Below are 20,445 nucleotides of genomic sequence, written 5' to 3' on the forward strand. Positions count from 1 at the left end.
ACGCTCACTCGATCGTGTCGGGGTTCGTGCACTGCGCGGTCTGCGTGGTGTGGCCCGCGACCAGCCGGCCGAGCTGAGTCAGCACGGCGTTCGGATCCACCTCCTTGTCGCTGCTCTGCAGGTACGCCTGCACGGCCGGCGTGCGCCCGAACGTCGTGATCCGGAAGTTGGGCTCATCCGACTCGTCGACGAGCCAGTCCACCCCGCCGAGCGAGACGCACTTGAGCGTGCTCGGTCCCGGGGGCGTGACACCGCACGCCATGATGATGCGGGTCGGCGTTCCCCACGCCGCGGTCGACTGCGCGTCCGTCCAGACCCGCGACTGTCCGGCGAGAGTCCCCGGCAGCCGCACCATGATCTGGGCGCACGCGGGATCGTTCGCGTCGGGAGCCGGCTGCAGGCTGACGGTCGTCGAGCACCCGGCGAGCGCGAGTCCCACGGCGAGCACGGCGACGGCGAGGGCACGGCGGGGACGGATCACCCCTCCAGGCTAACCCGGCCCACGGGCCGGGTTAGCCGGGCGCATCGGCGAGAATGGGACGGTGTGCCGCGGGCGCGGCGGGGGACGGAGGCGGCGTGGACGGTGCGGATCCGACGGTGGGTGAGCTCAGCGAGGGCGAGATCCTGCGTGCGGTGCTCGCACGCACCGGACCCTCGGCGGCCGATGTCGGACCGGGAGACGATGCGGCGGTGCTCGACCCGGCAGGCGGGCGCATCGTCGCCACCGTCGACACGCTCGTGCACGGCCCCGACTTCCGGCTCGCGTGGACCGGCGGCCGCGATCTCGGGTGGAAGGCCGCCGCGGTGAACCTCGCCGACGTAGCCGCGATGGGCGCGCGGCCCACGGCGCTCCTCGTCGCCCTCGCGATGCCCGACGATACCCGCCTCTCCTTCGTCACCGCCATCGCCGACGGGCTGCGGGCGGCGTGCGAGGCGCTGGCGCCCGGATGCGTCGTGGAGGGCGGGGACCTCACCGTCTCCGACACGCTCACCGTCGCCGTCACCGCGCTCGGCGTGATCGAGCAGGGGGAGCGTCCGGTCCTGCGCAGCGGCGCACGCCCCGGGGACGTGCTCGCCCTCGGCGGCGAGGTCGGACATGCCGAGGAAGGCCTGCGTCTCCTGTTCACGCGATTCCGGGATACCGAGGGGAGCCCGGTCCCGATCAACCGTGCGCTGCTGACCGCGGCGGAGTCGTCCGCGCTCGACGCGCAGCTGCGGCCCGCGCCGCCGGTGGCCCTGGGCGCCGCGGCGCGCCGCGCGGGAGCGACGGCGATGATGGACGTCTCCGACGGCCTCGCGATGGACGCCGGCCGCCTGGCCGACGCATCCGGCGTCACTGTCGACATCGATCCCGGTGCGCTCGGCGACGATCCCGATCGGGCGATGACCGGCGGCGAAGACCATGCGCTCCTCGCGGCATTCGTGCCCGGCACGACGCCGCCCGACGGCTTCCGCCCGATCGGTCGGGTGGTGACCCGCGGCGAGCACGCGGTTCTCCTCGAGGGTGCGCCGTACGCCGGACGCACCGGGTGGGACCCCTACCGCGACTGGGACAGCGGTCGCGGCTGAGGGCCCCTCGGCGTCAGCGGGCGACGGGGACGAGCCACCACAGGGCGGTGTCGCCGTAGCGCTTCGTGCGGTCCAGGGCGAGGCCGTCGGGAGGCTCGGGCAGCTCCGACCGTGCCGCGCGCTCGACGACGACGGTGGCGTCCTCGGTCAGCAGCGGCACGAGAGCGCGCAGCATGGCGGCGATCTCGTCGTCGCCGACACCATACGGCGGATCGGCGAACACGAGATCGTACGGGCCGTGCCGCGCCGCGAGGAAGGATGCGACCGCCGCCCGGTGCACGCTCGCCGCGGCCGCACCGGCCTTTGCAACGCGGGCGGCGTTGGCGCGCGCGATCTGCGCGGCGGCGGGCGCCTTCTCGACCAGGTCGGCTGCGAGCGCTCCACGGCTCAGCGCCTCGAGCCCCAGGGCGCCCGACCCGGCGAACAGATCGAGCACGCGTGCGCCCGCGATCGCGCCGGCGGCCTCGAGCGCCCCGAACAGCGACTCCCGCACGCGGTCGCTCGTCGGACGCGTCCCGGAGGCAGGCACGTCGAGCCTCAGGCCCCGGGCGGAGCCGGCGATGATGCGCGTCACCCCTCCACCCTACAAACCGGTCGCGCCGACGCTGTCCGCGCCGATGCCTAGACTCGACTCCATGTCGGTCTACACGCTCGCCACCCGCCTCGACGGCGCGCTGGGCGGCAAGACGGCCGGAGCGTTGAACCGCGCGTTCGGGATGCGGACGGTCGCCGATCTGCTCGCCCACTATCCCCGGCGGTACGCCAAGCGCGGGGAACTCACCCCGATCGACTCGCTCGAGGTCGGGGAGCAGGTCACGATCGTCGCGCAGGTCAAGAGCGCGAACGAGCGGCGGATGCGTCAGCGGCGCGGCAGCATCCTCGAGGTCGTCATCACCGACGGACGCGGTGACCTGAAGCTCACGTTCTTCAACCAGACTTGGCGGCTGAAGGAGCTGACGGTCGGCCGGCAGGGCATCTTCTCCGGAAAAGTGGGGGAGTATCAGCACGGCAAGCAGTTCGCGCATCCCGCGTACGAGCTGTTCGACGACGTCGACATCGCCCGCATGCACGCCGAGGCACAGGCGAACCAGCCCATCCCGATCTACCCCGCCACCTCGACGGTGGCGAGCTGGCAGATCGCCAAGATGATCGACATGATCCTCGACGGGCTCGGCGACGTCGACGATCCGCTCCCCGCGCCGCTGCGCGCCCGGCACGCCCTGCTCGGCGCCCGGGAGGCGCTCGAGCGCATCCACCGGCCGGACTTCGAGGACAACGTCCCCGACGCCGTCCGCACCCTCCGCATGCACGAAGCGCTCGTGCTGCAGACGGCGCTCCTGCAGCAGCGCCAGTTCGTCCGTGCGATGTCGGCCACGCCGCGTCCGGCTGGGGCTCTGCTCGCCGAGTTCGACGCCGCACTGCCGTTCGCACGCACGCCGGATCAGGTCGCCGTCGGCGACCGCATCGCCGCGGATCTCGTGGGCGGCTGGCCGATGAACCGGCTCGTGCAGGGCGAGGTCGGGTCGGGCAAGACGCTCGTGGCGCTGCGGGCGATGCTGCAGGTCGCCGAATCCGGCGGCCAGTCGGCCCTCATCGCCCCGACCGAGGTGCTCGCCGGGCAGCATCTGCGCTCGATCGCCCGCATGCTCGGTCCACAGCTCGCACCGCGCATCATGCCGACGCTGCTGACCGGGCAGATGCCGGCGGCGGAGCGCCGGCGCGCGGCGCTGCGGGTGGCGTCGGGGCAGGCGCTGATCGTCGTGGGCACCCATGCGCTGCTCAGCGAGAGCACGACGTTCGCCGACCTCGGTCTCGTGGTCGTCGACGAGCAGCACCGCTTCGGCGTCGAGCAGCGCGAGACGCTGCGGGCGAAGGGCAGCAGCCCCCACGCGCTCGTGCTCACGGCGACGCCGATCCCGCGGACCGTGGCGATGACCGTGTTCGGCGACCTCGACGTGTCGACGATCCGGACCATGCCCGAAGGGCGGGCGGGCATCCAGACGTTCGTCGCCCCGGTCGCCGAGAGGCCCGGCTGGTTCGGTCGCGTGTGGGAGCGGGTCGCCGAGGAGGTCGGAAAGGGGCACCAGGCGTTCGTCGTGTGCCCGGCGATCGACGTCGAGGCCACGGCATCCGGCCGCACCGACGACCCCGACGCGCTCGAGGAGGAGGACGAGGGAGCGGCACGCCCCATGCGCTGGGGAGTCGCGCAGGCGGCGAAGCTGCTGGCCGGGCATCCGTCGTTCACCGGCATCCGCGTGGCCACGCTGCACGGCAAGATGCCCGGCGAGCAGAAGGATCAGCTGATGCGGTCGTTCGCCGACGGCGAGATCGACGTGCTGGTCGCCACGACCGTGATCGAGGTCGGCGTCGACGTGCCGAACGCGTCGACGATGGTGATCATGGAGGCCGACCGCTTCGGCGTATCCCAGCTGCACCAGCTGCGCGGCCGCGTGGGCCGAGGCGGCGTTCCCGGCCTCTGCCTGCTCGTGACGGAGGCGCCCGACGGCACTCCGGCCCGTGCGCGCGTCGAAGCCGTGGCCGGCACGACCGACGGATTCGACCTCGCCGAGGTCGACCTCGAACTGCGCGGCGAGGGCGACGTGCTCGGCGATGCGCAGTCGGGGGCGCGCTCGTCGCTGCGCATGCTGCGGGTGGTGAAGGATGCCGACCTCATCGCGCTCGCGCGACAGGAGGCCGAGCAGATCCTCGACGACGATCCGGCGCTGCGGCGGCACACGGGGCTGGCGCAGGCGATCGAACGGCGCCTCGACACCGCCGAACGCGCCGCGCTCGCGAAGAACTGACCCACCCCCAGGATTCGCAAAGGAACCCCGATAGGCTGGTGGCGTGAGCAACCGGATCGCCGTCGTCCCGGGGTCGTTCGACCCGCCCACCCTCGGTCACCTCGATGTGATCCGTCGCGCCGCGGGGCTGTACGACACCGTGCATGTGCTCGTGGTGCACAATCCCGACAAGCAGGCGATGCTCCCGATCGCGCAGCGGCTGTCGCTGCTCGAGCAGTCGATCGCCGAGCAGGGGATCGACGGCGACATCGTCGTCGCCTCGTGGAGCATGGGTCTGCTGGTGGACTATGCGACGGATGTGAACGCCGGCGTGCTCGTGAAGGGCATCCGCTCGCAGGTCGACGTCACCTACGAGACGCCGATGGCCATCGTGAACCGCAATCTGGCGGGCATCGAGACCGTCTTCCTCCTCCCGGATCCGGCCCACGCCCTCGTTTCCAGCTCGCTCGTCCGCCAGGTCGCGAGCCTGGGCGGGGACGTCGCGCCGTACGTCCCGGGGCCCGTGGCACGCTTCCTCGACACGGGTGCGCGCGGCATCTGAGCCGCCGCTCAGCGAGCGCGTCGGCGGTCCTGGGAGGTGTGCCGCCGCGGCCCGGTGCGCCGGCGCGGCCGGTAGACTCGCGGCGTGCGGAATCCTCGACCCGGTGCCTTCAGCCTGCTCGTGCGCGACATCGTGCGCCATCCCGGCGAGATGCGCGAGACCTCCTTCGATGCGCCCGCCGACGCGCGCTGGGGAGAAGGTCTCGTCGCCGTGCCGAAGGGGGAGAACGTGCACGTCGACGCGCGTCTCGAGTCCGTGCACGAGGGGATTCTGGTCTCCGCGAGCGCGCAGACGCGGTACGAGGGCGAGTGCGGGCGCTGCCTGACGGCGATCGCTGCGCCTGTCGAAGTCGAGTTCCAGGAGCTTTTCGCGTATCCTGGTGAGGAAGCGAACGACTTCGAGGTTCAAGACGACCACGTGGATCTTGAAACTCCGGTCAGGGACGCGATCGTCCTCTCGCTTCCGTTTCAGCCGGTGTGCCGGCCTGACTGCCCGGGATTGGACCCGATCACGGGCGAGCGTCTGGCCGACCTGCCGGACGCACAACCCCACCAGAGCATCGACCCGCGTTGGGCCGCGCTTGCGGAGTTCGCGTCGGAACCGGCAGAGGGCGCGGATGACTCCGAGCCCGGATCCCAGACCTAGCAAACGAAGGAAGAACAGCCATGGCAGGTAACCCCCCGAAGCGGAAGGTCTCCCGCTCCAACACCCGTTCGCGTCGCGCGCAGTGGAAGGCGGAGGCGCCCGCCCTCGTCAAGACCGTCGAGAACGGCAAGGTCGTCTACAGCCGTCCGCACCAGGCCAAGGTCGTGACCGACTCGCAGGGCACCGAGCTGTTCCTCGAGTACAAGGGCCGCAAGGTCGCGGACATCTGATCCGCGTCCCATGACGCAACCGGCGGGAGTCTCCTCCCAGCTGATCGAGGAGCTCGGGGTCGACATCGACCCCGAGCTTCTGTCGCTGGCGCTCACGCACCGGTCGTACGCGTACGAGCATGGGCATCTGCCCCACAACGAGCGCCTCGAGTTCCTCGGCGACTCGGTGCTGGGGCAGGCGGTGACGGTGCTGCTGTACACGCGGCACCCCGACCTCGACGAGGGTTCGCTCGCGAAGCGCCGCGCCAGCGTCGTCTCCACCGTCGCACTGGCGGAGGTCGCCCGCGGCATCGGCCTCGGCGCTCACCTCCACCTGGGGCGTGGCGAGGACCAGACCGGTGGCCGGGACAAGGATTCGATCCTCGCCGACACCATGGAGGCCGTGATCGGCGCGACATACCTGTCGGCGGGTCAGGATGCCGCGACGGCGCTCGTGCACCGTCTGGTGACGCCGCTGCTGGCCGATCCCGACCGCTACGGCGCGGCCGTCGACCCGAAGACGAGCCTGCAGGAGCTCGCCGCACGGCTGGGCTTTCCGCCACCGGTGTACACGGTCGACGCAGAGGGTCCCGACCACGACCGCGTCTTCACCGCGACGGTGCGAGTGGGCGAGACGGTCAGCACCGGCATCGGCACGAGCAAGAAGCATTCCGAGATGGCGGCGGCGCTGCGGCTGTGGCGCGAGCTGTCGGCTCAGGCGTAGCACGTGCCCGAACTCCCTGAGGTCGAGGTCGTCCGCCACGGTCTCGCTCCCGCCGTCACCGGCGCGAGGATCGCGGCGGTCACCGTCCACGACGAGCGCGTATTGACCCGCCACACGGGCGGTGCGGCCCACTTCGAGTCCGCGCTGATCGGCGCGACGCTGCGCACCGCCGTGCGACGGGGGAAGTTCCTGTGGCTGCCGCTGCAGGATCGTCCGGTCGCCGTGCTCGGCCACCTCGGGATGAGCGGGCAGCTGCTGCTGCGGGAGGCGGGCTCCCCTCCGGAGCGGTTCGAACGGATCCGCCTCGACATCGAGCATCCGGTCCACGGAGAGCTGGCGGTGGCGTTCGCTGACCAGCGCACGTTCGGCTCGCTCGCGATCGATGAGCTGCAGCCGACGCCCGACGCCGCGCCCGGGGGCTACGGCGATGACGCGCCGCTCGTGCCGTCGCAGGTGTCGCACATCGCCCGCGATCCGCTGGACCCCGCCTTCGATGATGCGGTCTTCCGCGCCGTGCTGGCCCGGAAGAACTCCGCGGTCAAGCGTGTGCTGCTGGACCAGACGGTCGTCAGCGGCATCGGCAACATCTACGCCGACGAGGCGCTGTGGGCATCCCGCATCCACCCCGAGACGCCGGCGAGCGCGCTGTCCACCAGGGCTGTGCACCGGTTGATCGCGGAGGTGCGCGCGGTGCTGCAGAAGGCGCTGGCCGAGGGTGGCACGAGCTTCGATGCGCAGTATGTGAACGTGAACGGCCAGGCCGGTTACTTCGCGCACTCACTGAACGCATACGGCCGCACCGGGCAGCCGTGTGCCCGATGCGGCCGGGGCATCGTCCGCGTCTCGTTCATGAACCGGTCGAGCCACTACTGCCCGCGCTGTCAGCGCCTCCCGCGCTGAGCGTCAGGCGGTGACGGTCTTCTTCCAGGCGCCGTTGTAGGTGACGGGCACGAATCCGATCCGCTCGTTGATGTCGAGCATCGGGCGGTTCTCCTCGGCGTTGTACGTGACCACGCGCGGGGACTGCGGGGCGATCTCCCGCCACGCGAGCAGTCCGGCGCACTTCACGAGCATGCCGAGGCGATGCCCGCGGTGGTCGGCGAGCACGAGCGTGTCCTCCTGCTGCGTCGCCGACGTGCGGTCGGGGCCGATCGCCAGCTCGTTGAACGCCGCGAGCTCGCCGCTGGCGATGTGCTCGGCGGCCGTCACGAGAAGGCGCCGGCCCGACTCGAGGTACGGGCGCTCGTGGTCTGCCACCCGCGCGGCGTCCCACACCTCCTCGTCGAACTCGATCGCGGCGGACGGCGCATCCGTCACCATGCGCGACTTCAGCCAGGCGTAACCGTCGATGTGCTCGGGCGGCGTCGGCGTGCTCCACTGCAGGATGCGGTAGCCCGCCGCGGCGTCCTTCGCGTCGGCGAGCAGCGCCTCGACGTGCGCGTACGTTTCGTCTGTCAGCGGCAGCGCGCTCTTGCGCTCGATCTGTTCGAGGCGGTAGCCGCGCCGCTGCAGGAACCGCGCCGCGTGGTCGAGGGGGACGACTCCGAACCCTGTCGGTGCCTCGAGCGACGCCGCGCCCGGCTCGTCGATGTGGTTCGCCCATGACTGCAGCACGGTGCGCCCGTGCTCGAGCGCGGTGCGCTCGAGCATGTCGGCCGCCGCCGTGCCGATGCCGCTGCCCCAGGCGCGGCGCAGCAGCTCGACGGTCACGAAGGCGACCCGCGAACCTTCCTCGCGGGGCATGTCGACGATCGCACGACCGACGACGTCGCCATCGAGGACGGCCAGCCACCGCAGGCTGTGCTGGTACTCGGTCGACTGGAAGCGCGGCAGGAGCTCGGCCGCGGTGAGGGCGTCGTCATCGTCGCCGTCGAGTTCCCGATAGACGGCGTTGCGTACGCGGACCATCTCGAGGAAGTCGGCGGCGTCGTCGTCTTCGAGGGTGACCGGAACGGTGAGGGGACGCAGTTCGAGGCCTGCGGGCAGCCGCTCGTCGGTGAGGGGAGAGGTGTCGGTCATGGGGAAGTCCTTTCGATGAGGTCCAGGGGGCGTGGCGCCCCCTGGACCCGTGGTGATCATCGGTACTGCAGCGTGACGGCGGCGCGGGTCAGCGCAGCGTCCCGTGCGGCGCGCACGTACTCGTCTCGGGCGAGTGCCCGCTGATCGCGTGCGTCGCGGTCGGCCCGGTCCCGGGCGTTCCGTTCTCCGCGCAGCAGCAGCCAGAGCCCGATCCGCAGTGCGACGCGGTCGGTGAAGGCGACCCGGATGTCGCGGGTCAGCTCGTCGAGTTCGTTCAGACGGTCCTGCTCATCGGGACGCGTCGTGGACAGCAGAGTGTTCATGATGGTCTTTCGAGGTCGAAGAGATGCGATGTCGATGTCGGACATCGGGGGAGCCGCCGAGGCGGCAGAAGGCGCGAAGAAGGCGCGGGAGCGTGCGGCGACGGACGGTCGCAGCGGCGCTCGGCGAAGGCGGGGCGGAGTGGCCCCTGACTTCGCTAGCCGGCTGCGGGCAGGAACGTGGCGGAAAGTCCGGCCACCGGAAGCGCGGCAGCGTGTGCGGCGGTCGGGAACGCGGTTGGTTCGTTGATCATCATCGGTGGCCTCCTTTCGGCTCAGACGTGCTCAGCGACACTAGCGCGACTCCACAGCGTGCGTCAAGCGTATTTTCAGAATCGGCGGGAGTCCGGGCGTGTCGAGCGCCTTCGGGGGTGGGCAGGCGGGCATCGCATCCGCTACTCGCGCGCCGCCGCATCCGTCACGCACCGGCCCGTCGCACGCCGTCGTGACGGGCCATCGGGTAGCGTGTTCCGGTGATCGATCGGGGCGAAAGGGCGCGGCCATGCACCTGAAGAGCGTGACGCTCAAGGGGTTCAAGTCGTTCGCTCAGCCCACCACGTTCGTCCTGGAACCCGGCGTCACCGCCATCGTCGGCCCGAACGGCTCCGGAAAGTCGAACGTCGTCGACGCGCTCGCCTGGGTCATGGGCGAGCAGGGCGCAAAGACGCTGCGCGGCGGCAAGATGGAGGACGTCATCTTCGCCGGCACCTCCACCCGCGGCCCCCTGGGGCGCGCCGAGGTGCAGCTCACGATCGACAACAGCGACGGCGCGCTGCCGATCGAGTACGCCGAGGTGACGATCAGTCGCACCCTGTTCCGCAACGGCGCGAGCGAGTATGCGATCAACGGTCAGACATGCCGTCTGCTGGACGTGCAGGAGCTGCTGAGCGACTCCGGCCTGGGGCGCGAGATGCACGTCATCGTCGGCCAGGGGCGGCTCGACACCGTGCTGCAGGCGACGCCCGAAGAACGGCGCGGGTTCATCGAGGAGGCGGCCGGCATCCTCAAGCACCGCCGCCGCAAGGAGAAGACCGTCCGCAAGCTGCAGGCGATGGAGGCGAACCTCACCCGCCTGAGCGATCTCGCGGGGGAGCTGCGGCGCCAGTTGAAGCCGCTGGGCCGCCAGGCCGAGATCGCGCGCGAGGCGGCGACGATCGCCGCCGTGGTGCGCGATGCGAAGGCGCGGCTGTTCGCCGACGAGATCGTGCGATTGCGGACGGAGCTGGCAGCGGCGGCGGCCACGGAGCAGGAACGGCACGCCGAGCGTCTCGTCCTGCAGGACCGTGCGGAGACGCTGCGCGCGCGCATCGACGAGCTCGAGGCCGACCAGCGCTCGGAAGCCGTCGATCGCGCCCGCGGCGTGGTCTTCGCGCTCGAGCAGGTTCAGGAGCGGGTGCGCGGCCTCTACTCGCTGGCCGGGCAGCGGCTCGCGCTTCTCGCGGCCGACGACGACGCGCTCCTCCCACAGCAGACCGTCACGCAGGCGTCGATCGACGAGGTGCGGGACGGGATCGAAGAGTTCTCCTCGGGGCTGAGAGCAGCACAGGATACCGCGGCTGCGGCAGCACGCGACGTGGTGCGCGCGCGGGGTGAACTCGACGCGCTCGACGCCGACATCGCCGCCCAGAGCGCCCTCGTGTCGGAGCACGACATGCGCCTCACCTCGCTGCGCGGGACCGCAGAAGCCGCCGCGTCCGCGCTCGCGGCGGTGCAGGCAGGCGTCGGCCGGCAGCAGTCGGCGCTCGACGCGGCGCTCGCACGACGCGCCGAGGCCGAGGCGGCGCTCGACGAGCTCGACCCGCAGTCCGTGACGGATGCCGCTTCGGCCGAGCACGCTGCGGCGTACGAGCGCGCACAGCGCACGTCCACTGAGGCGGAATCGTCCGTCGCGGAGCTGCGCGAGAAGCTGCACGCGGCGGAGCGGGAGAAGGACGCGCTGGGAGCGCAGACGGCCGCCCTCGCGCGCGCCCTCGACGTGCGCAACGGCGCCTCGGAGCTCATCGCGTCGGGCGGAGCGGGCGTGCGCGGGCTCGTCTCCGACGCCGTGCAGGTCGAGGCGGGATACGAGGCGGCGATCGCCGCGGCGCTCGGCCCGCTCGCGGAGGGGGTTCTCGTCGACGCAGCGTCCGACGCGCTCGAGATCGCCCGCGCCGTGCACGACGGCGACTCCGGCGTGGTCGATATCGCGATCGCCGATGCGGCCGCAGGGGCCGCAGATTCCGCCGGTCCGGAGGGGCTGCGCGCGGCCCGGGATGTCGTGACCGCACCCGACGGGGTGCGCGGGCTGCTCGCATCCGTCTACCTCGCCGACGATCTCGAGCAGGCGCTCGACGCGGTCGGCGCGCACTCGCGCACGATCACCGTCGTCACGCGGGCGGGCGAGGTCGTCACGCCGTTCACCATCCGCGCGGGGTCCGGGCAGGGGCGCTCACGACTGGAGCTGTCGGCCGAGCGTGATGCCGCAGCCGAGCGGCTGGCAGAGGTCGCCGTCGTCGCCGATTCGCTCCGCGAAGCGCTGTCGGAACGGGTCGCGGCGCTCGACGAGGCGCGACGCCGGGCGAAAGCGGCGCTGCAGGAGCTTCGCGCACACGACGCCGCGCTCGCGGCGCAGGCGGAGAAGGTGAATCGTGCGACGGTGCGCCACGAGGCGGCGGTCGCCGAGTGCGAGCGGCTGCAGGCGTCCCTGCTCCAGGTGGAGGCCGCCGTCGACGACGCCGAGGCGTCTGCCCGCGTCGCACAGGAGCGGCTGGAGACGGCGCTCGAGGCCCCGCGCCCGATCCTCGACGCATCCGCCCGCGACGGCCTGCTCGAAGAGCTCGAGATCGCGCGCGACGCGGAGATGCGTGCGCGGCTCGAGGTCGAGACGCTCAAGGAGCGCGTGCGAGCCGAGGAAGCGCGGGCCGTCGCTCTCGAGCGTCAGCGCGAGCGTGAGAAGGCGGCGGCCGCCGAGGCGGCACGGCGCGCCGTGATCCGCCGCGCACAGCGCGAGGTCGCGGCGGGTGTGGCCGATCGGCTGCCCCCCCTGCTCGACTCGATCGACCGGTCGGTGAGCCAGGCCCGCGTCGAGCTGGCGGCCGCCGAGTCCGCGAGGACAGCCCTCACGGCGGAGCTGACGGAGCTGCGGACGGAGGAGACGTCCGTACGGTCGCGACTCGCCGGGCTCACTGAGAGCGTGCACGGCCTGGAGCTGCAGATCCACGAGAAGCGGCTCCATGTCACGGGGGTGCTCGAGCGGGTGCTGTCGGAACTCGGCCTCGAAGAAGACATTCTCATTTCGGAATATGGGCCGGATCAGCCTGTTCCAGCTGCCTCCGACGATGAGGAGGCCGCCGGCTTCGACCGGCCGACCCAGGTGCGCCGGCTGCAGGACGCCGAGCGCAAGCTCGCGCAGCTCGGCCGGGTGAACCCGCTGGCGCTCGAGGAGTTCGAGGCGCTGGAGCAGCGGCACAAGTTCCTGACCGAGCAGCTGGCCGATCTGACGCAGACGCGCAAGGATCTGCTGACGATCATCGAGGAGCTCGACGAGCGGATGCAGTCGATCTTCCTGGCCGCGTTCGAAGACACCAAGGTCGCGTTCGGCGAGGTCTTCCCGATCCTCTTCCCCGGCGGGACGGGGAGCATCTCGCTCACGGCACCCGACGATCCGCTGACGACGGGCATCGAGGTCGCGGTGCGCCCGGTCGGAAAGAAGATCGAGCGGTTGTCGCTGCTGTCCGGCGGGGAGCGGTCGCTGGCCGCCGTGGCACTGCTCACGGCGATCTTCAAGGCGCGACCGAGCCCGTTCTACATCCTCGACGAGGTGGAGGCGGCGCTCGACGACGCGAACCTCGGCCGCCTCCTCGGCGTGTTCGAGCAGCTGCGGGAGTCGAGCCAGCTCATCGTCATCACGCACCAGAAGCGGACGATGGAGATCGCCGACGCCCTGTACGGCGTTTCTATGCGACAGGACGGGGTGTCGGCCGTCGTGGGGCAGCGCGTCGGCGACCGGAAGGCCCGCGAGAAGGAGCCCGCCGCCGTCTGAGACGACCGCGACCGCGAGCCCGGGGCCGTCACCGCCTGAGCGCGGCCTCCGCCGCCTCTGCGGCGTCTACCGGCGACCGGCCGTCAGCGGACACCGCTCTCGAGCGCGCGTCTGCCGTCCCGTTTGGTCGCCCGGCGCCATCAACCGGCTCACGGATCCGCGCGTGAGAGGCGGAGATGTCGCGGGAGGCGGAGTGGAACGGCGGGAAACGTCCGTCTCTCACGCGGTCTCCGCCGTTCGTGCTGCGTCGACCGCACGGGGCCGCCCGCCGCGGCACGGCGAGCGAGGCGGCGCACCGTAGGCTGGGGGCATGGCGGAGAAGTGGTCACTGGGTCGCGCGCTGCGCGGAATGTTCGTCAAGCCGACGATCGACGAGACCACGTGGGACGATCTCGAGACGGCCCTCATCACGGCGGACTTCGGCCCCGACATCACCGAGCGCATCGTCGACGAGCTGCGGGACAAGGTCGACAAGTACCACACGACCGACCCGCGCGATCTGCAGCGGATGCTGAAGGAGACGCTCGAGGAGCACTTCGCGAAGTTCGACACGACGCTGAAGCTCACCGAGCGCCCCGCCGTCGTGCTGGTCGTCGGCGTCAACGGGGTCGGCAAGACCACCACGATCGGTAAGTTCGCGAAGTTCCTGCAGCGGTACGAGCGCTCGGTCGTGGTCGGTGCCGCCGACACCTTCCGCGCTGCTGCCGTCGACCAGCTCGCGACCTGGGCCGACCGCGCCGGCGCGGCGATCGTCCGTCCCCAGCAGGAGGGCCAGGACCCGGCATCCGTCGCCTTCCAGACGATCGACTACGCCAAGCAGCACGGAACCGAGATCGTCATCGTCGACACCGCCGGCCGCCTCCACACGAAGGGCGGTCTGATGGACGAGCTCACCAAGATCCGCCGTGTCATCGAGAAGCAGGCGCCGATCAGCGAGGTGCTGCTCGTGCTCGACGCCACGACCGGGCAGAACGGCGTGATGCAGGCCGAGGCGTTCCTCCAGCACGCCGGCGTCACCGGCCTCGTGCTCACGAAGCTCGACGGATCCGCCAAGGGCGGCTTCGTGCTCGCGGTGCAGGAGCGCACGGGAATCCCCGTCAAGCTCCTCGGCCAGGGCGAGGGGATCGGAGACCTCACGGGCTTCACTCCGCACGTGTTCGCCGCATCGCTCGTCGAGTGACACGCCCCACGGCGGCGTGGGCTACCGCATCCGGCCCGCGTTTGGTTTCATAAGGGCATGGCGATCGAACACGACTACTTCGGACTGCTCGAATCCGGCCCGGACGGTTCGATCTTCTGGTCCGAGACGGTCGAACTGGGCGATCAGCCCGTCGCCGTCGACCTCACGGCGCCGGACGAAGAGGATGTCTCGCGTGCCGCGCTCGACGTCGCCGCAGCCATGATCACGGCACTCGAATCGGTCGACCGCGCCGCGCGCAACGCGATGGTCTCCGAGCTCGACGACCGTACCAGCGAAGTCATCGAGTTCATCCTGCAGCAGCAGGAGAGCCTCGGCGATGACCTCGACGATCTCCTCGTCGACATCTCGGGCGACACGCACGTCGACATCATCCGCTCCCTGCGGCTGGTGAGTCTCACGATCCTCGCCGACGAGCACGGCGGTACCGAGCCGTTCGCGGTGCTCGAGTACGCGCTCGACCCCGACAGCACCGACGAAGTGCTCCTCGTGAACCTCGACACGAACGGCGACGTGCAGTCGGTCACGAGCGCCGACTGAGTCTCACACCGCCTGGGCGAAGCCCCGCTCCGCATGGACGTCAGCGGCGATGTGCGCGAGGTGTTCCGGGATGCCGCGGCCCTTCGAGATCATCGACTGCGCCCACAGCCGCCCGGCGCGGTACGACGAGCGCACGAGCGGGCCCGCGAGCACCCCGAGGAATCCGATGCGCTCCGCCTCTCCCTTGAACTGCACGAACTCGTCGGGCTTCACCCAGCGCGCGACGGGCATGTGGCGCGGTGACGGTCGGAGGTACTGCGTGATCGTGATGATGTCGCATCCCGCCTCGTGCAGGTCCTGCAGCGCCTGGACGACTTCATCCGTGCTCTCGCCCATGCCGAGGATGAGGTTCGACTTCGTGATGAGCCCGGCGGACCGCGCCTGGGTGAGGACATCGAGCGAGCGCTCGTAGGAGAACGCCGGCCGCACCCGCTTGAACAGCCGGGGCACCGTCTCGACGTTGTGCGCGAAGACCTCCGGCCGCGACGAGAACACCTCGTCCAGGAGGTCCGGGCGTCCGTTGAAGTCCGTCGCCAGCAGCTCGACACCCGTCCCCGGGTTCACGGCGTGGATGCGCCGCACCGTCTCGGCGTTCAGCCAGGCGCCTCCGTCGGGAAGATCGTCCCGGGCGACGCATGTCACCGTCGCGTAGCGCAGCCCCATCCGCAGCACGCTCTCGGCGACCCGCCGCGGCTCGTCGGTGTCGTAGTCGGCCGGCTTGCCGGTGTCGATCTGGCAGAAGTCGCATCGCCGCGTGCACTGCGAGCCCCCGATGAGGAACGTCGCCTCGCGATCCTCCCAGCACTCGTAGATATTGGGGCAGCCGGCCTCCTGACACACCGTGTGGAGACCCTCGTCCTTCACGAGGTGCTGCAGCTGCGTGTACTGAGGCCCCATCTTCGCCTTCGTGCGGATCCACTCCGGCTTTCGCTCGATCGGGGTCTGCGCGTTTCGCACTTCGAGGCGCAGCAGCTTTCGCCCGTCGGGACCGGCGCTCACGCGAAGGCTCCCGCGTACTCGGCCGCGAAGGCTTCGGCCACGCGCTCGACGATGTCGGCCGGGGAGACGTCGCGACCCGCCACTTCGCTCACGGTCGTGACGCCGGCGTCGGCGATCCCGCAGGGGATGATGCCCCGGAATCCGGCGAGCGTGTTGTCGCAGTTGATCGCGAAGCCGTGCATCGTGACGCCTTTCTCGACGCGCACGCCGATCGCGGCCACCTTGTCCTCCGACAGCGGTCGGCGCACCCACACGCCGCTACGGCCGTCGACCTGGTGGCCGTCGACGCCGAGCGGGCGCAGGATGTCGATCAGCACGCGCTCGAGCCGACGGACGTGGGCGACGACATCCATCGGCTCGGGGAGCCGCACGATGGGATAGCCGACGAGCTGACCCGGCCCGTGCCACGTGATCTTGCCGCCGCGATCGACGTCGATCACCGGCGTGCCGTCGGTCGGGCGCTCATGCGGCTCGGTGCGCTTGCCGGCTGTGTACACCGCCTCGTGTTCGAGCAGCAGCAGGCTGTCGGGCCGAGCGCCCGCGACGACCTCCGCATGGATGCGTCGTTGCCGAGCCCAGCCTTCGAGGTAGGGCACGAGGTGGGGGCTGAGACCGACGGTCTGGATGTCGAGCATGGGCGTCCGTTCAGGGGCAGGGTCTAGATGGATCGCGTCCAACAATACGCGTCCCCGAGGTCGCCGCCACGTCCTAGGGTGGGGACATGCCGAGCCGTGCCGGAAGACCGAAGGCCTCGTCGCGCGAAACCCTCGCCGAGGCGGCATGCGAACTGTTCCTTGAGCGCGGCTACGACGCGACATCCGTCGCCGAGATCACATCGCGGGCCGGGGTCAGCCGCTCGAGCTTCTTCAACTACTTCTCGTCGAAGGCCGACATCCTCTGGGGTGGCCTCGACGAACGGCTCATGGACGCCGACACGCGCCTGCAGGCGGCGGATGCTCCGGTCGGCGGCGTACTGGCGGATGCGTTCGCGCCGCTCGCGCCGGACAGCCTGGCCCTCGCGATCGTCAACGCGCGGCCGATGGGGATCGAGGGGGAGCTCGAGCGCGAAGCTGCCATACGCCGCGCGCGCCTCGGCCGGGCGATCGCGGCGCGCCTGGCACACGACGGGGTCGAGCCGATGCGTGCGGAGATCGCGGCGGCCGCATACGCCGCGGCTGTCTTCGCAGCGCTGTGGTCGTGGGCGCACGACGGCGCAGGCCGGGTGCCTCTCCGGTCGACGCTTGCACGCGCCCTGGCGACGGTTCCCGCTCTCGCACCGTCGGATCGCGTCGCGCAGCTGCGCGTCGTGGTGAAGGCCGACGACCTCGACGAGGCGCTTGCGCTGTACCGCGACGCCCTCGGGCTCGTGGAGCAGGAGTCGTACGACGGCGACGGCGACGCCCGCGTCGTGATCCTCGGAGCCGGGCGCGCGACACTCGAACTCGCCAACGCCGCACAGGTCGCGTTCATCGACGAGGTGGAGACGGACGGCGTGACGAGTCCGCACATCCGGCTCGCGTTCGAAGTCGCCGACACCGCCCGCGAGACCGGGCGCCTGGCGGGAGTGGGTGCCGCCGTGCTCGCCTCGCCGCGAGAAACCCCCTGGCGCTCGATCAACGCCCGGCTCGCCGGCTGCGCCGGCCTGCAACTCACGCTGTTCCAGGAGCTCGGCGTACAGGAGTAGCGCCTCGCGGGGGAGCGGCGGGCTGTCGGCTGCGCTCAACGGTAGAATCGGGGGATCATGGCTACTTTCGGCACGCTCTCCGACCGGCTCACCGAGACCTTTCGGAATCTCCGCACCAAAGGCAAGCTCACCCCCGCCGACGTCGATGGCACCGTTCGCGAGATCCGTCGGGCGCTGCTCGACGCCGACGTCGCACTGTCGGTCGTCAAGGACTTCACCGCGAAGGTCCGCGAGCGGGCTCTCAGCGACGAGGTCAACCGTGCGCTGAACCCCGCCCAGCAGGTCGTCCAGATCGTCAACGAGGAGCTCATCGCGATCCTCGGCGGCGAGCAGCGCCGCCTGCAGTTCGCGAAGACGCCGCCGTCGGTCATCATGCTCGCCGGTCTTCAGGGGTCAGGCAAGACGACGTTCGCCGGCAAGCTCGCGAAGATGCTCGAGAAGGACGGTCACACGCCGCTCCTCGTCGCGGCCGACCTGCAGCGCCCGAACGCCGTGAACCAGCTGCAGGTCGTGGCGGGTCAGGCGGGCGCCGCGATCTACGCGCCCGAGCCGGGCAACGGCGTCGGCGATCCCGTCCGGGTGGCGCGCGACGGCGTCGAGCACGCGCGACGAGCGCAGCACGACATCGTCATCATCGATACCGCCGGCCGTCTCGGCGTCGACGCCGAGCTCATGCAGCAGGCCGCCGACATCCGCACCGCGACCGATCCCGACGAGGTGCTGTTCGTCATCGACGCGATGATCGGTCAGGATGCCGTCAACACGGCCAAGGCCTTCCAAGACGGCGTGGACTTCACCGGCGTGGTGCTCTCCAAGCTCGACGGCGACGCCCGCGGCGGCGCCGCGCTCTCCGTTGCATCCGTCACCGGTCGCCCCATCATCTTCGCGTCGACCGGCGAGGGTCTCGACGACGTCGAGCCGTTCCATCCCGACCGGATGGCGAGCCGCATCCTCGACCTCGGCGACATCCTCACCCTCATCGAGCAGGCCCAGCAGGCGTTCGACGAGGAGGAGGCGCTCAAGGTTGCGGAGAAGCTCGCGACCGAGCAGTTCACCCTCGAGGACTTCCTCGCCCAGATGCAGCAGATGCGCAAGATGGGCTCGATGAAGAAGATGCTCGGCATGCTGCCGGGCATGGGGCAGATGAAGCAGCAGCTCGACGACTTCGACGAGCGCGAGATCGACCGCACCGAGGCGATCATCCGGTCGATGACCCCCGCCGAACGTCGCAATACGAAGCTCCTGAACGGGTCGCGGCGCCTGCGGATCGCGAAGGGCTCCGGGATGACCGTCACCGACGTCAACCAGCTCGTGCAGCGGTTCGAGCAGGCCGCGAAGATGATGAAGACCGTCGCCCGTGGCGGCGTTCCCAACGTCCCGGGCATGGGCTCGATGGGCAAGCCGGGAGCGTCCAGCAAGCGCGGGAAGCAGCAGAAGAAGAAGGGCTCCCGTTCGGGCAACCCCGCCAAGCGCGCGGCGGAGAACGCCGGGCTGGCCGCAGCCACTCCCGAAGCCGCCGGTTCGGGCTTCGGCCTCGGGTCCGGCTCGAATGCCCCGACGGAGGCTGACCTCGCCGAGCTTCAGAAGATGCTCGGCAACCGCTGACGCTCACAGCGCGATCCCCGCGCGCGTGAGCGCGGAGGAGATCACCGCCAGCAGGACGAGCTGACCCGCGCGCGTGGGGTGCTCGTGGTCGGACTGCAGCAGGTCGGGATGACCGGCGAACGGCTGCCCGATGTCGAGGTACGTGCCGCGGACCGCTGTCACCGCCCGCCGCAGCGACGCCGAGCTGGACGCGATCGCCGGAGGTGGAGTCGTGGACTGGTCCCAGAGCGTGTTCAGTCCCACGATGCGCACGTCGGGCAGCGCCGCGCGCAGGTTCACGAGGGTGCGCGCCGTGTCGCCGTCGATGTCGGTGTCCGACGCATCCTGATCGTTGTCCGACGACTGCACGATCACGAGGGTCGGGTCCGCCTTCACCACGTCCTGCACGAGACCGGGGAAGTCGAGCCCGCACTCACCGGTTGTCGTGAATCCGGCGCCGCTGCACGCCAGGTTCGTGACCGGGATGCGGTCGCGACGGGCGAGCTCGGCGGGCCACGCCTGCGACCTTCCCAGGCCGTATCCGGCCATGATCGAATCGCCCAGCGTGACGACCGTCACCGCGGCCGACGGCGAGCCTGGGGAGGCCTGCGGCGCGGAGCCCCTCCCGGCCGCCGCGGCGCAGCCGGTGAGGGCGAGCATGAGCCCGATGGAAAGCGCACCGCACGAGCGCCGGAGAGAACCTCGCACCTCGCCACACTAGATTTCACGGCTGGGATCGCGCTGGGGCGACTCTCGGAACATCGACGGCGCGCGCGCCGGGTTCGCAGCATCCGTCGTCATCTGGCAGAATTGAGGGCTGGAGCGCCGCCCGACCCTCTATCCGGCGTGCGTCTCCGACTCCGAGCTTCCGCCGGGTGTGCACCCCACGCTCCAGGCGACCAGTTCATCGCTTCCACACACATTCAGGAGAATCGTGGCTGTCAAGATCCGTCTCAAGCGGCTCGGCAAGATCCGTGCCCCGTACTACCGCATCGTCGTCGCCGACTCGCGCACCAAGCGTGACGGTCGTGTGATCGAGGAGATCGGCAAGTACCACCCGACCGAGGAGCCCTCGTTCATCGAGGTCGACTCCGAGCGCGCCCAGTACTGGCTGAGCGTCGGCGCCCAGCCGACCGAGCAGGTCGCGGCCATCCTCAAGCTCACCGGCGACTGGGGTCGCTTCAAGGGTGACAAGGACGCCGTCTCGACCGTGCAGGTCAAGGAGGGCAAGACCGCGTTCGAGGCCGACACCGCCAAGAAGTCGGTCATCAAGCCGAAGGCCGAGAAGAAGGCCGAGCCCGAGGCCCCCACGGCCGACGCCGAGCCGGCCGCCGCGGCCGACGCCGAGTAATCGCTGTGCTGGCTGCCGCGCTCGAGCACGTCGTCAAGGAGATCGTCGATCACCCCGACGACGTGCGCATCGCTGAGTCCACGTCGCCCCGCGGCGACGTGCTCGAGGTCCACGTGCACCCCGACGACCGGGGTCGCGTGATCGGGCGCGGCGGCCGCACCGCCAAGGCCCTGCGCACGCTCATCTCCGCCCTGGCCGACGGCCACCGCGTCCGTGTCGACGTCGCGGACGACTGAG

At 70.9% G+C, this 20,445-nt stretch carries 21 protein-coding genes; 14 read left to right on the top strand and 7 right to left on the bottom strand.

Going from position 1 to position 20,445, the window contains the following annotated elements; translation table 11 throughout:
- Positions 1 to 4: 4 nt before the first annotated feature.
- Positions 5 to 481, bottom strand: a complete 477-nt coding sequence (locus AC3RX1_RS06035; protein WP_491500336.1) for a DUF3515 family protein — start codon at positions 479 to 481, stop codon at positions 5 to 7.
- A 53-nt stretch (positions 482 to 534) separates the two neighbouring features.
- On the opposite strand from AC3RX1_RS06035, the gene thiL reads away from it, so the two are divergent.
- Positions 535 to 1,569, top strand: coding sequence for a thiamine-phosphate kinase (thiL, locus tag AC3RX1_RS06040; protein WP_491500337.1), 1,035 nt, complete (start codon positions 535 to 537; stop codon positions 1,567 to 1,569).
- A gap of 13 nt (positions 1,570 to 1,582) precedes the next feature.
- Here the strand turns inward: thiL and rsmD are convergent, their stop codons facing one another.
- Positions 1,583 to 2,143 carry a 16S rRNA (guanine(966)-N(2))-methyltransferase RsmD gene (gene rsmD / locus AC3RX1_RS06045; protein ID WP_491500338.1) on the bottom strand — a complete coding sequence of 187 codons (561 nt, stop codon included), beginning with the start codon at positions 2,141 to 2,143 and terminating at the stop codon, positions 1,583 to 1,585.
- Positions 2,144 to 2,204: 61 nt separating this feature from the next.
- Between rsmD and AC3RX1_RS06050 the strand changes: the two genes are divergently transcribed.
- The 6 genes from AC3RX1_RS06050 to mutM all read left to right on the top strand — a co-directional run bounded on the left by AC3RX1_RS06050 (position 2,205) and on the right by mutM (position 7,392).
- Positions 2,205 to 4,373 (top strand): ATP-dependent DNA helicase RecG, encoded by a 2,169-nt coding sequence (locus AC3RX1_RS06050; RefSeq protein ID WP_491500339.1) that lies wholly within the window; start codon positions 2,205 to 2,207, stop codon positions 4,371 to 4,373.
- A 43-nt stretch (positions 4,374 to 4,416) separates the two neighbouring features.
- Positions 4,417 to 4,914, top strand: a complete 498-nt coding sequence (gene coaD / locus AC3RX1_RS06055) for a pantetheine-phosphate adenylyltransferase (protein WP_491500340.1) — start codon at positions 4,417 to 4,419, stop codon at positions 4,912 to 4,914.
- Between the two features lie 150 nt (positions 4,915 to 5,064).
- On the top strand, positions 5,065 to 5,559 hold the full coding sequence (locus AC3RX1_RS06060; protein ID WP_491500556.1) for a YceD family protein: 495 nt from the start codon (positions 5,065 to 5,067) through the stop codon (positions 5,557 to 5,559).
- A 20-nt stretch (positions 5,560 to 5,579) separates the two neighbouring features.
- Positions 5,580 to 5,789: a 50S ribosomal protein L32 gene (rpmF, locus tag AC3RX1_RS06065; protein WP_040165203.1), complete on the top strand. Its 210-nt coding sequence runs from the start codon at positions 5,580 to 5,582 to the stop codon at positions 5,787 to 5,789.
- 10 nt (positions 5,790 to 5,799) lie between these two features.
- Entirely contained in the window at positions 5,800 to 6,492 is a 693-nt protein-coding gene (gene rnc, locus AC3RX1_RS06070; RefSeq protein ID WP_491500341.1) for a ribonuclease III, read from the top strand.
- A 3-nt stretch (positions 6,493 to 6,495) separates the two neighbouring features.
- On the top strand, positions 6,496 to 7,392 hold the full coding sequence (gene mutM / locus AC3RX1_RS06075) for a bifunctional DNA-formamidopyrimidine glycosylase/DNA-(apurinic or apyrimidinic site) lyase (protein WP_491500342.1): 897 nt from the start codon (positions 6,496 to 6,498) through the stop codon (positions 7,390 to 7,392).
- A 3-nt stretch (positions 7,393 to 7,395) separates the two neighbouring features.
- Here the strand turns inward: mutM and AC3RX1_RS06080 are convergent, their stop codons facing one another.
- Together AC3RX1_RS06080 and AC3RX1_RS06085 are read right to left on the bottom strand one after the other, a co-directional pair.
- Entirely contained in the window at positions 7,396 to 8,511 is a 1,116-nt protein-coding gene (locus tag AC3RX1_RS06080) for a GNAT family N-acetyltransferase (protein ID WP_491500343.1), read from the bottom strand.
- 56 nt (positions 8,512 to 8,567) lie between these two features.
- Positions 8,568 to 8,834 carry a hypothetical protein gene (locus AC3RX1_RS06085; RefSeq protein ID WP_491500344.1) on the bottom strand — a complete coding sequence of 89 codons (267 nt, stop codon included), beginning with the start codon at positions 8,832 to 8,834 and terminating at the stop codon, positions 8,568 to 8,570.
- 499 nt (positions 8,835 to 9,333) lie between these two features.
- Between AC3RX1_RS06085 and smc the strand changes: the two genes are divergently transcribed.
- The 3 genes from smc to AC3RX1_RS06100 all read left to right on the top strand — a co-directional run bounded on the left by smc (position 9,334) and on the right by AC3RX1_RS06100 (position 14,590).
- On the top strand, positions 9,334 to 12,852 hold the full coding sequence (smc, locus tag AC3RX1_RS06090; protein WP_491500345.1) for a chromosome segregation protein SMC: 3,519 nt from the start codon (positions 9,334 to 9,336) through the stop codon (positions 12,850 to 12,852).
- A gap of 310 nt (positions 12,853 to 13,162) precedes the next feature.
- Positions 13,163 to 14,032, top strand: a complete 870-nt coding sequence (gene ftsY / locus AC3RX1_RS06095) for a signal recognition particle-docking protein FtsY (RefSeq protein ID WP_491500346.1) — start codon at positions 13,163 to 13,165, stop codon at positions 14,030 to 14,032.
- Positions 14,033 to 14,089: 57 nt separating this feature from the next.
- Complete coding sequence (locus tag AC3RX1_RS06100) at positions 14,090 to 14,590, top strand: DUF2004 domain-containing protein (protein WP_491500347.1); 501 nt, start codon at positions 14,090 to 14,092, stop codon at positions 14,588 to 14,590.
- Between the two features lie 3 nt (positions 14,591 to 14,593).
- Here the strand turns inward: AC3RX1_RS06100 and lipA are convergent, their stop codons facing one another.
- Both lipA and lipB read right to left on the bottom strand, forming a co-directional pair.
- Complete coding sequence (gene lipA, locus AC3RX1_RS06105) at positions 14,594 to 15,589, bottom strand: lipoyl synthase (protein WP_491500348.1); 996 nt, start codon at positions 15,587 to 15,589, stop codon at positions 14,594 to 14,596.
- The gene (gene lipB, locus AC3RX1_RS06110) at positions 15,586 to 16,224 is read right to left on the bottom strand and encodes a lipoyl(octanoyl) transferase LipB (protein ID WP_491500349.1); all 639 of its coding nucleotides are present in this window, start codon (positions 16,222 to 16,224) and stop codon (positions 15,586 to 15,588) included. Before lipB ends, lipA begins: the two co-directional genes overlap by 4 nt.
- A gap of 86 nt (positions 16,225 to 16,310) precedes the next feature.
- On the opposite strand from lipB, the gene AC3RX1_RS06115 reads away from it, so the two are divergent.
- Positions 16,311 to 17,273 (top strand): TetR family transcriptional regulator, encoded by a 963-nt coding sequence (locus AC3RX1_RS06115; protein WP_491500350.1) that lies wholly within the window; start codon positions 16,311 to 16,313, stop codon positions 17,271 to 17,273.
- 57 nt (positions 17,274 to 17,330) lie between these two features.
- The gene (gene ffh / locus AC3RX1_RS06120; protein ID WP_491500351.1) at positions 17,331 to 18,878 is read left to right on the top strand and encodes a signal recognition particle protein; all 1,548 of its coding nucleotides are present in this window, start codon (positions 17,331 to 17,333) and stop codon (positions 18,876 to 18,878) included.
- A 3-nt stretch (positions 18,879 to 18,881) separates the two neighbouring features.
- Here the strand turns inward: ffh and AC3RX1_RS06125 are convergent, their stop codons facing one another.
- Complete coding sequence (locus tag AC3RX1_RS06125; protein WP_491500352.1) at positions 18,882 to 19,517, bottom strand: SGNH/GDSL hydrolase family protein; 636 nt, start codon at positions 19,515 to 19,517, stop codon at positions 18,882 to 18,884.
- Positions 19,518 to 19,791: 274 nt separating this feature from the next.
- Here AC3RX1_RS06125 and rpsP point away from each other — a divergent pair, with 274 nt between their 5' ends.
- Together rpsP and AC3RX1_RS06135 are read left to right on the top strand one after the other, a co-directional pair.
- Positions 19,792 to 20,208, top strand: coding sequence for a 30S ribosomal protein S16 (gene rpsP / locus AC3RX1_RS06130; RefSeq protein ID WP_491500353.1), 417 nt, complete (start codon positions 19,792 to 19,794; stop codon positions 20,206 to 20,208).
- Positions 20,209 to 20,213: 5 nt separating this feature from the next.
- Positions 20,214 to 20,444 (top strand): RNA-binding protein, encoded by a 231-nt coding sequence (locus tag AC3RX1_RS06135; RefSeq protein WP_491500354.1) that lies wholly within the window; start codon positions 20,214 to 20,216, stop codon positions 20,442 to 20,444.
- Position 20,445 lies beyond the last annotated feature (1 nt).

The organism is Microbacterium altimontanum, assembly GCF_058349865.2.

What these genes read in the sequence shown, in the direction of transcription:
- thiL (WP_491500337.1), top strand. Translation starts at nt 535, where the DNA reads ATGGGACGGTGTGCCGCGGGCGCGGCGGGGGACGGAGGCGGCGTGGAC.
- AC3RX1_RS06050 (WP_491500339.1), top strand. Translation starts at nt 2,205, where the DNA reads ATGTCGGTCTACACGCTCGCCACCCGCCTCGACGGCGCGCTGGGCGGC.
- AC3RX1_RS06060 (WP_491500556.1), top strand. Translation starts at nt 5,065, where the DNA reads ATGCGCGAGACCTCCTTCGATGCGCCCGCCGACGCGCGCTGGGGAGAA.
- rpmF (WP_040165203.1), top strand. Translation starts at nt 5,580, where the DNA reads ATGGCAGGTAACCCCCCGAAGCGGAAGGTCTCCCGCTCCAACACCCGT.
- rnc (WP_491500341.1), top strand. Translation starts at nt 5,800, where the DNA reads ATGACGCAACCGGCGGGAGTCTCCTCCCAGCTGATCGAGGAGCTCGGG.
- AC3RX1_RS06080 (WP_491500343.1), bottom strand. Translation starts at nt 8,511, where the DNA reads ATGACCGACACCTCTCCCCTCACCGACGAGCGGCTGCCCGCAGGCCTC.
- AC3RX1_RS06085 (WP_491500344.1), bottom strand. Translation starts at nt 8,834, where the DNA reads ATGAACACTCTGCTGTCCACGACGCGTCCCGATGAGCAGGACCGTCTG.
- smc (WP_491500345.1), top strand. Translation starts at nt 9,334, where the DNA reads ATGCACCTGAAGAGCGTGACGCTCAAGGGGTTCAAGTCGTTCGCTCAG.
- ftsY (WP_491500346.1), top strand. Translation starts at nt 13,163, where the DNA reads ATGGCGGAGAAGTGGTCACTGGGTCGCGCGCTGCGCGGAATGTTCGTC.
- AC3RX1_RS06100 (WP_491500347.1), top strand. Translation starts at nt 14,090, where the DNA reads ATGGCGATCGAACACGACTACTTCGGACTGCTCGAATCCGGCCCGGAC.
- lipB (WP_491500349.1), bottom strand. Translation starts at nt 16,224, where the DNA reads ATGCTCGACATCCAGACCGTCGGTCTCAGCCCCCACCTCGTGCCCTAC.
- AC3RX1_RS06115 (WP_491500350.1), top strand. Translation starts at nt 16,311, where the DNA reads ATGCCGAGCCGTGCCGGAAGACCGAAGGCCTCGTCGCGCGAAACCCTC.
- ffh (WP_491500351.1), top strand. Translation starts at nt 17,331, where the DNA reads ATGGCTACTTTCGGCACGCTCTCCGACCGGCTCACCGAGACCTTTCGG.
- AC3RX1_RS06125 (WP_491500352.1), bottom strand. Translation starts at nt 19,517, where the DNA reads ATGCTCGCCCTCACCGGCTGCGCCGCGGCGGCCGGGAGGGGCTCCGCG.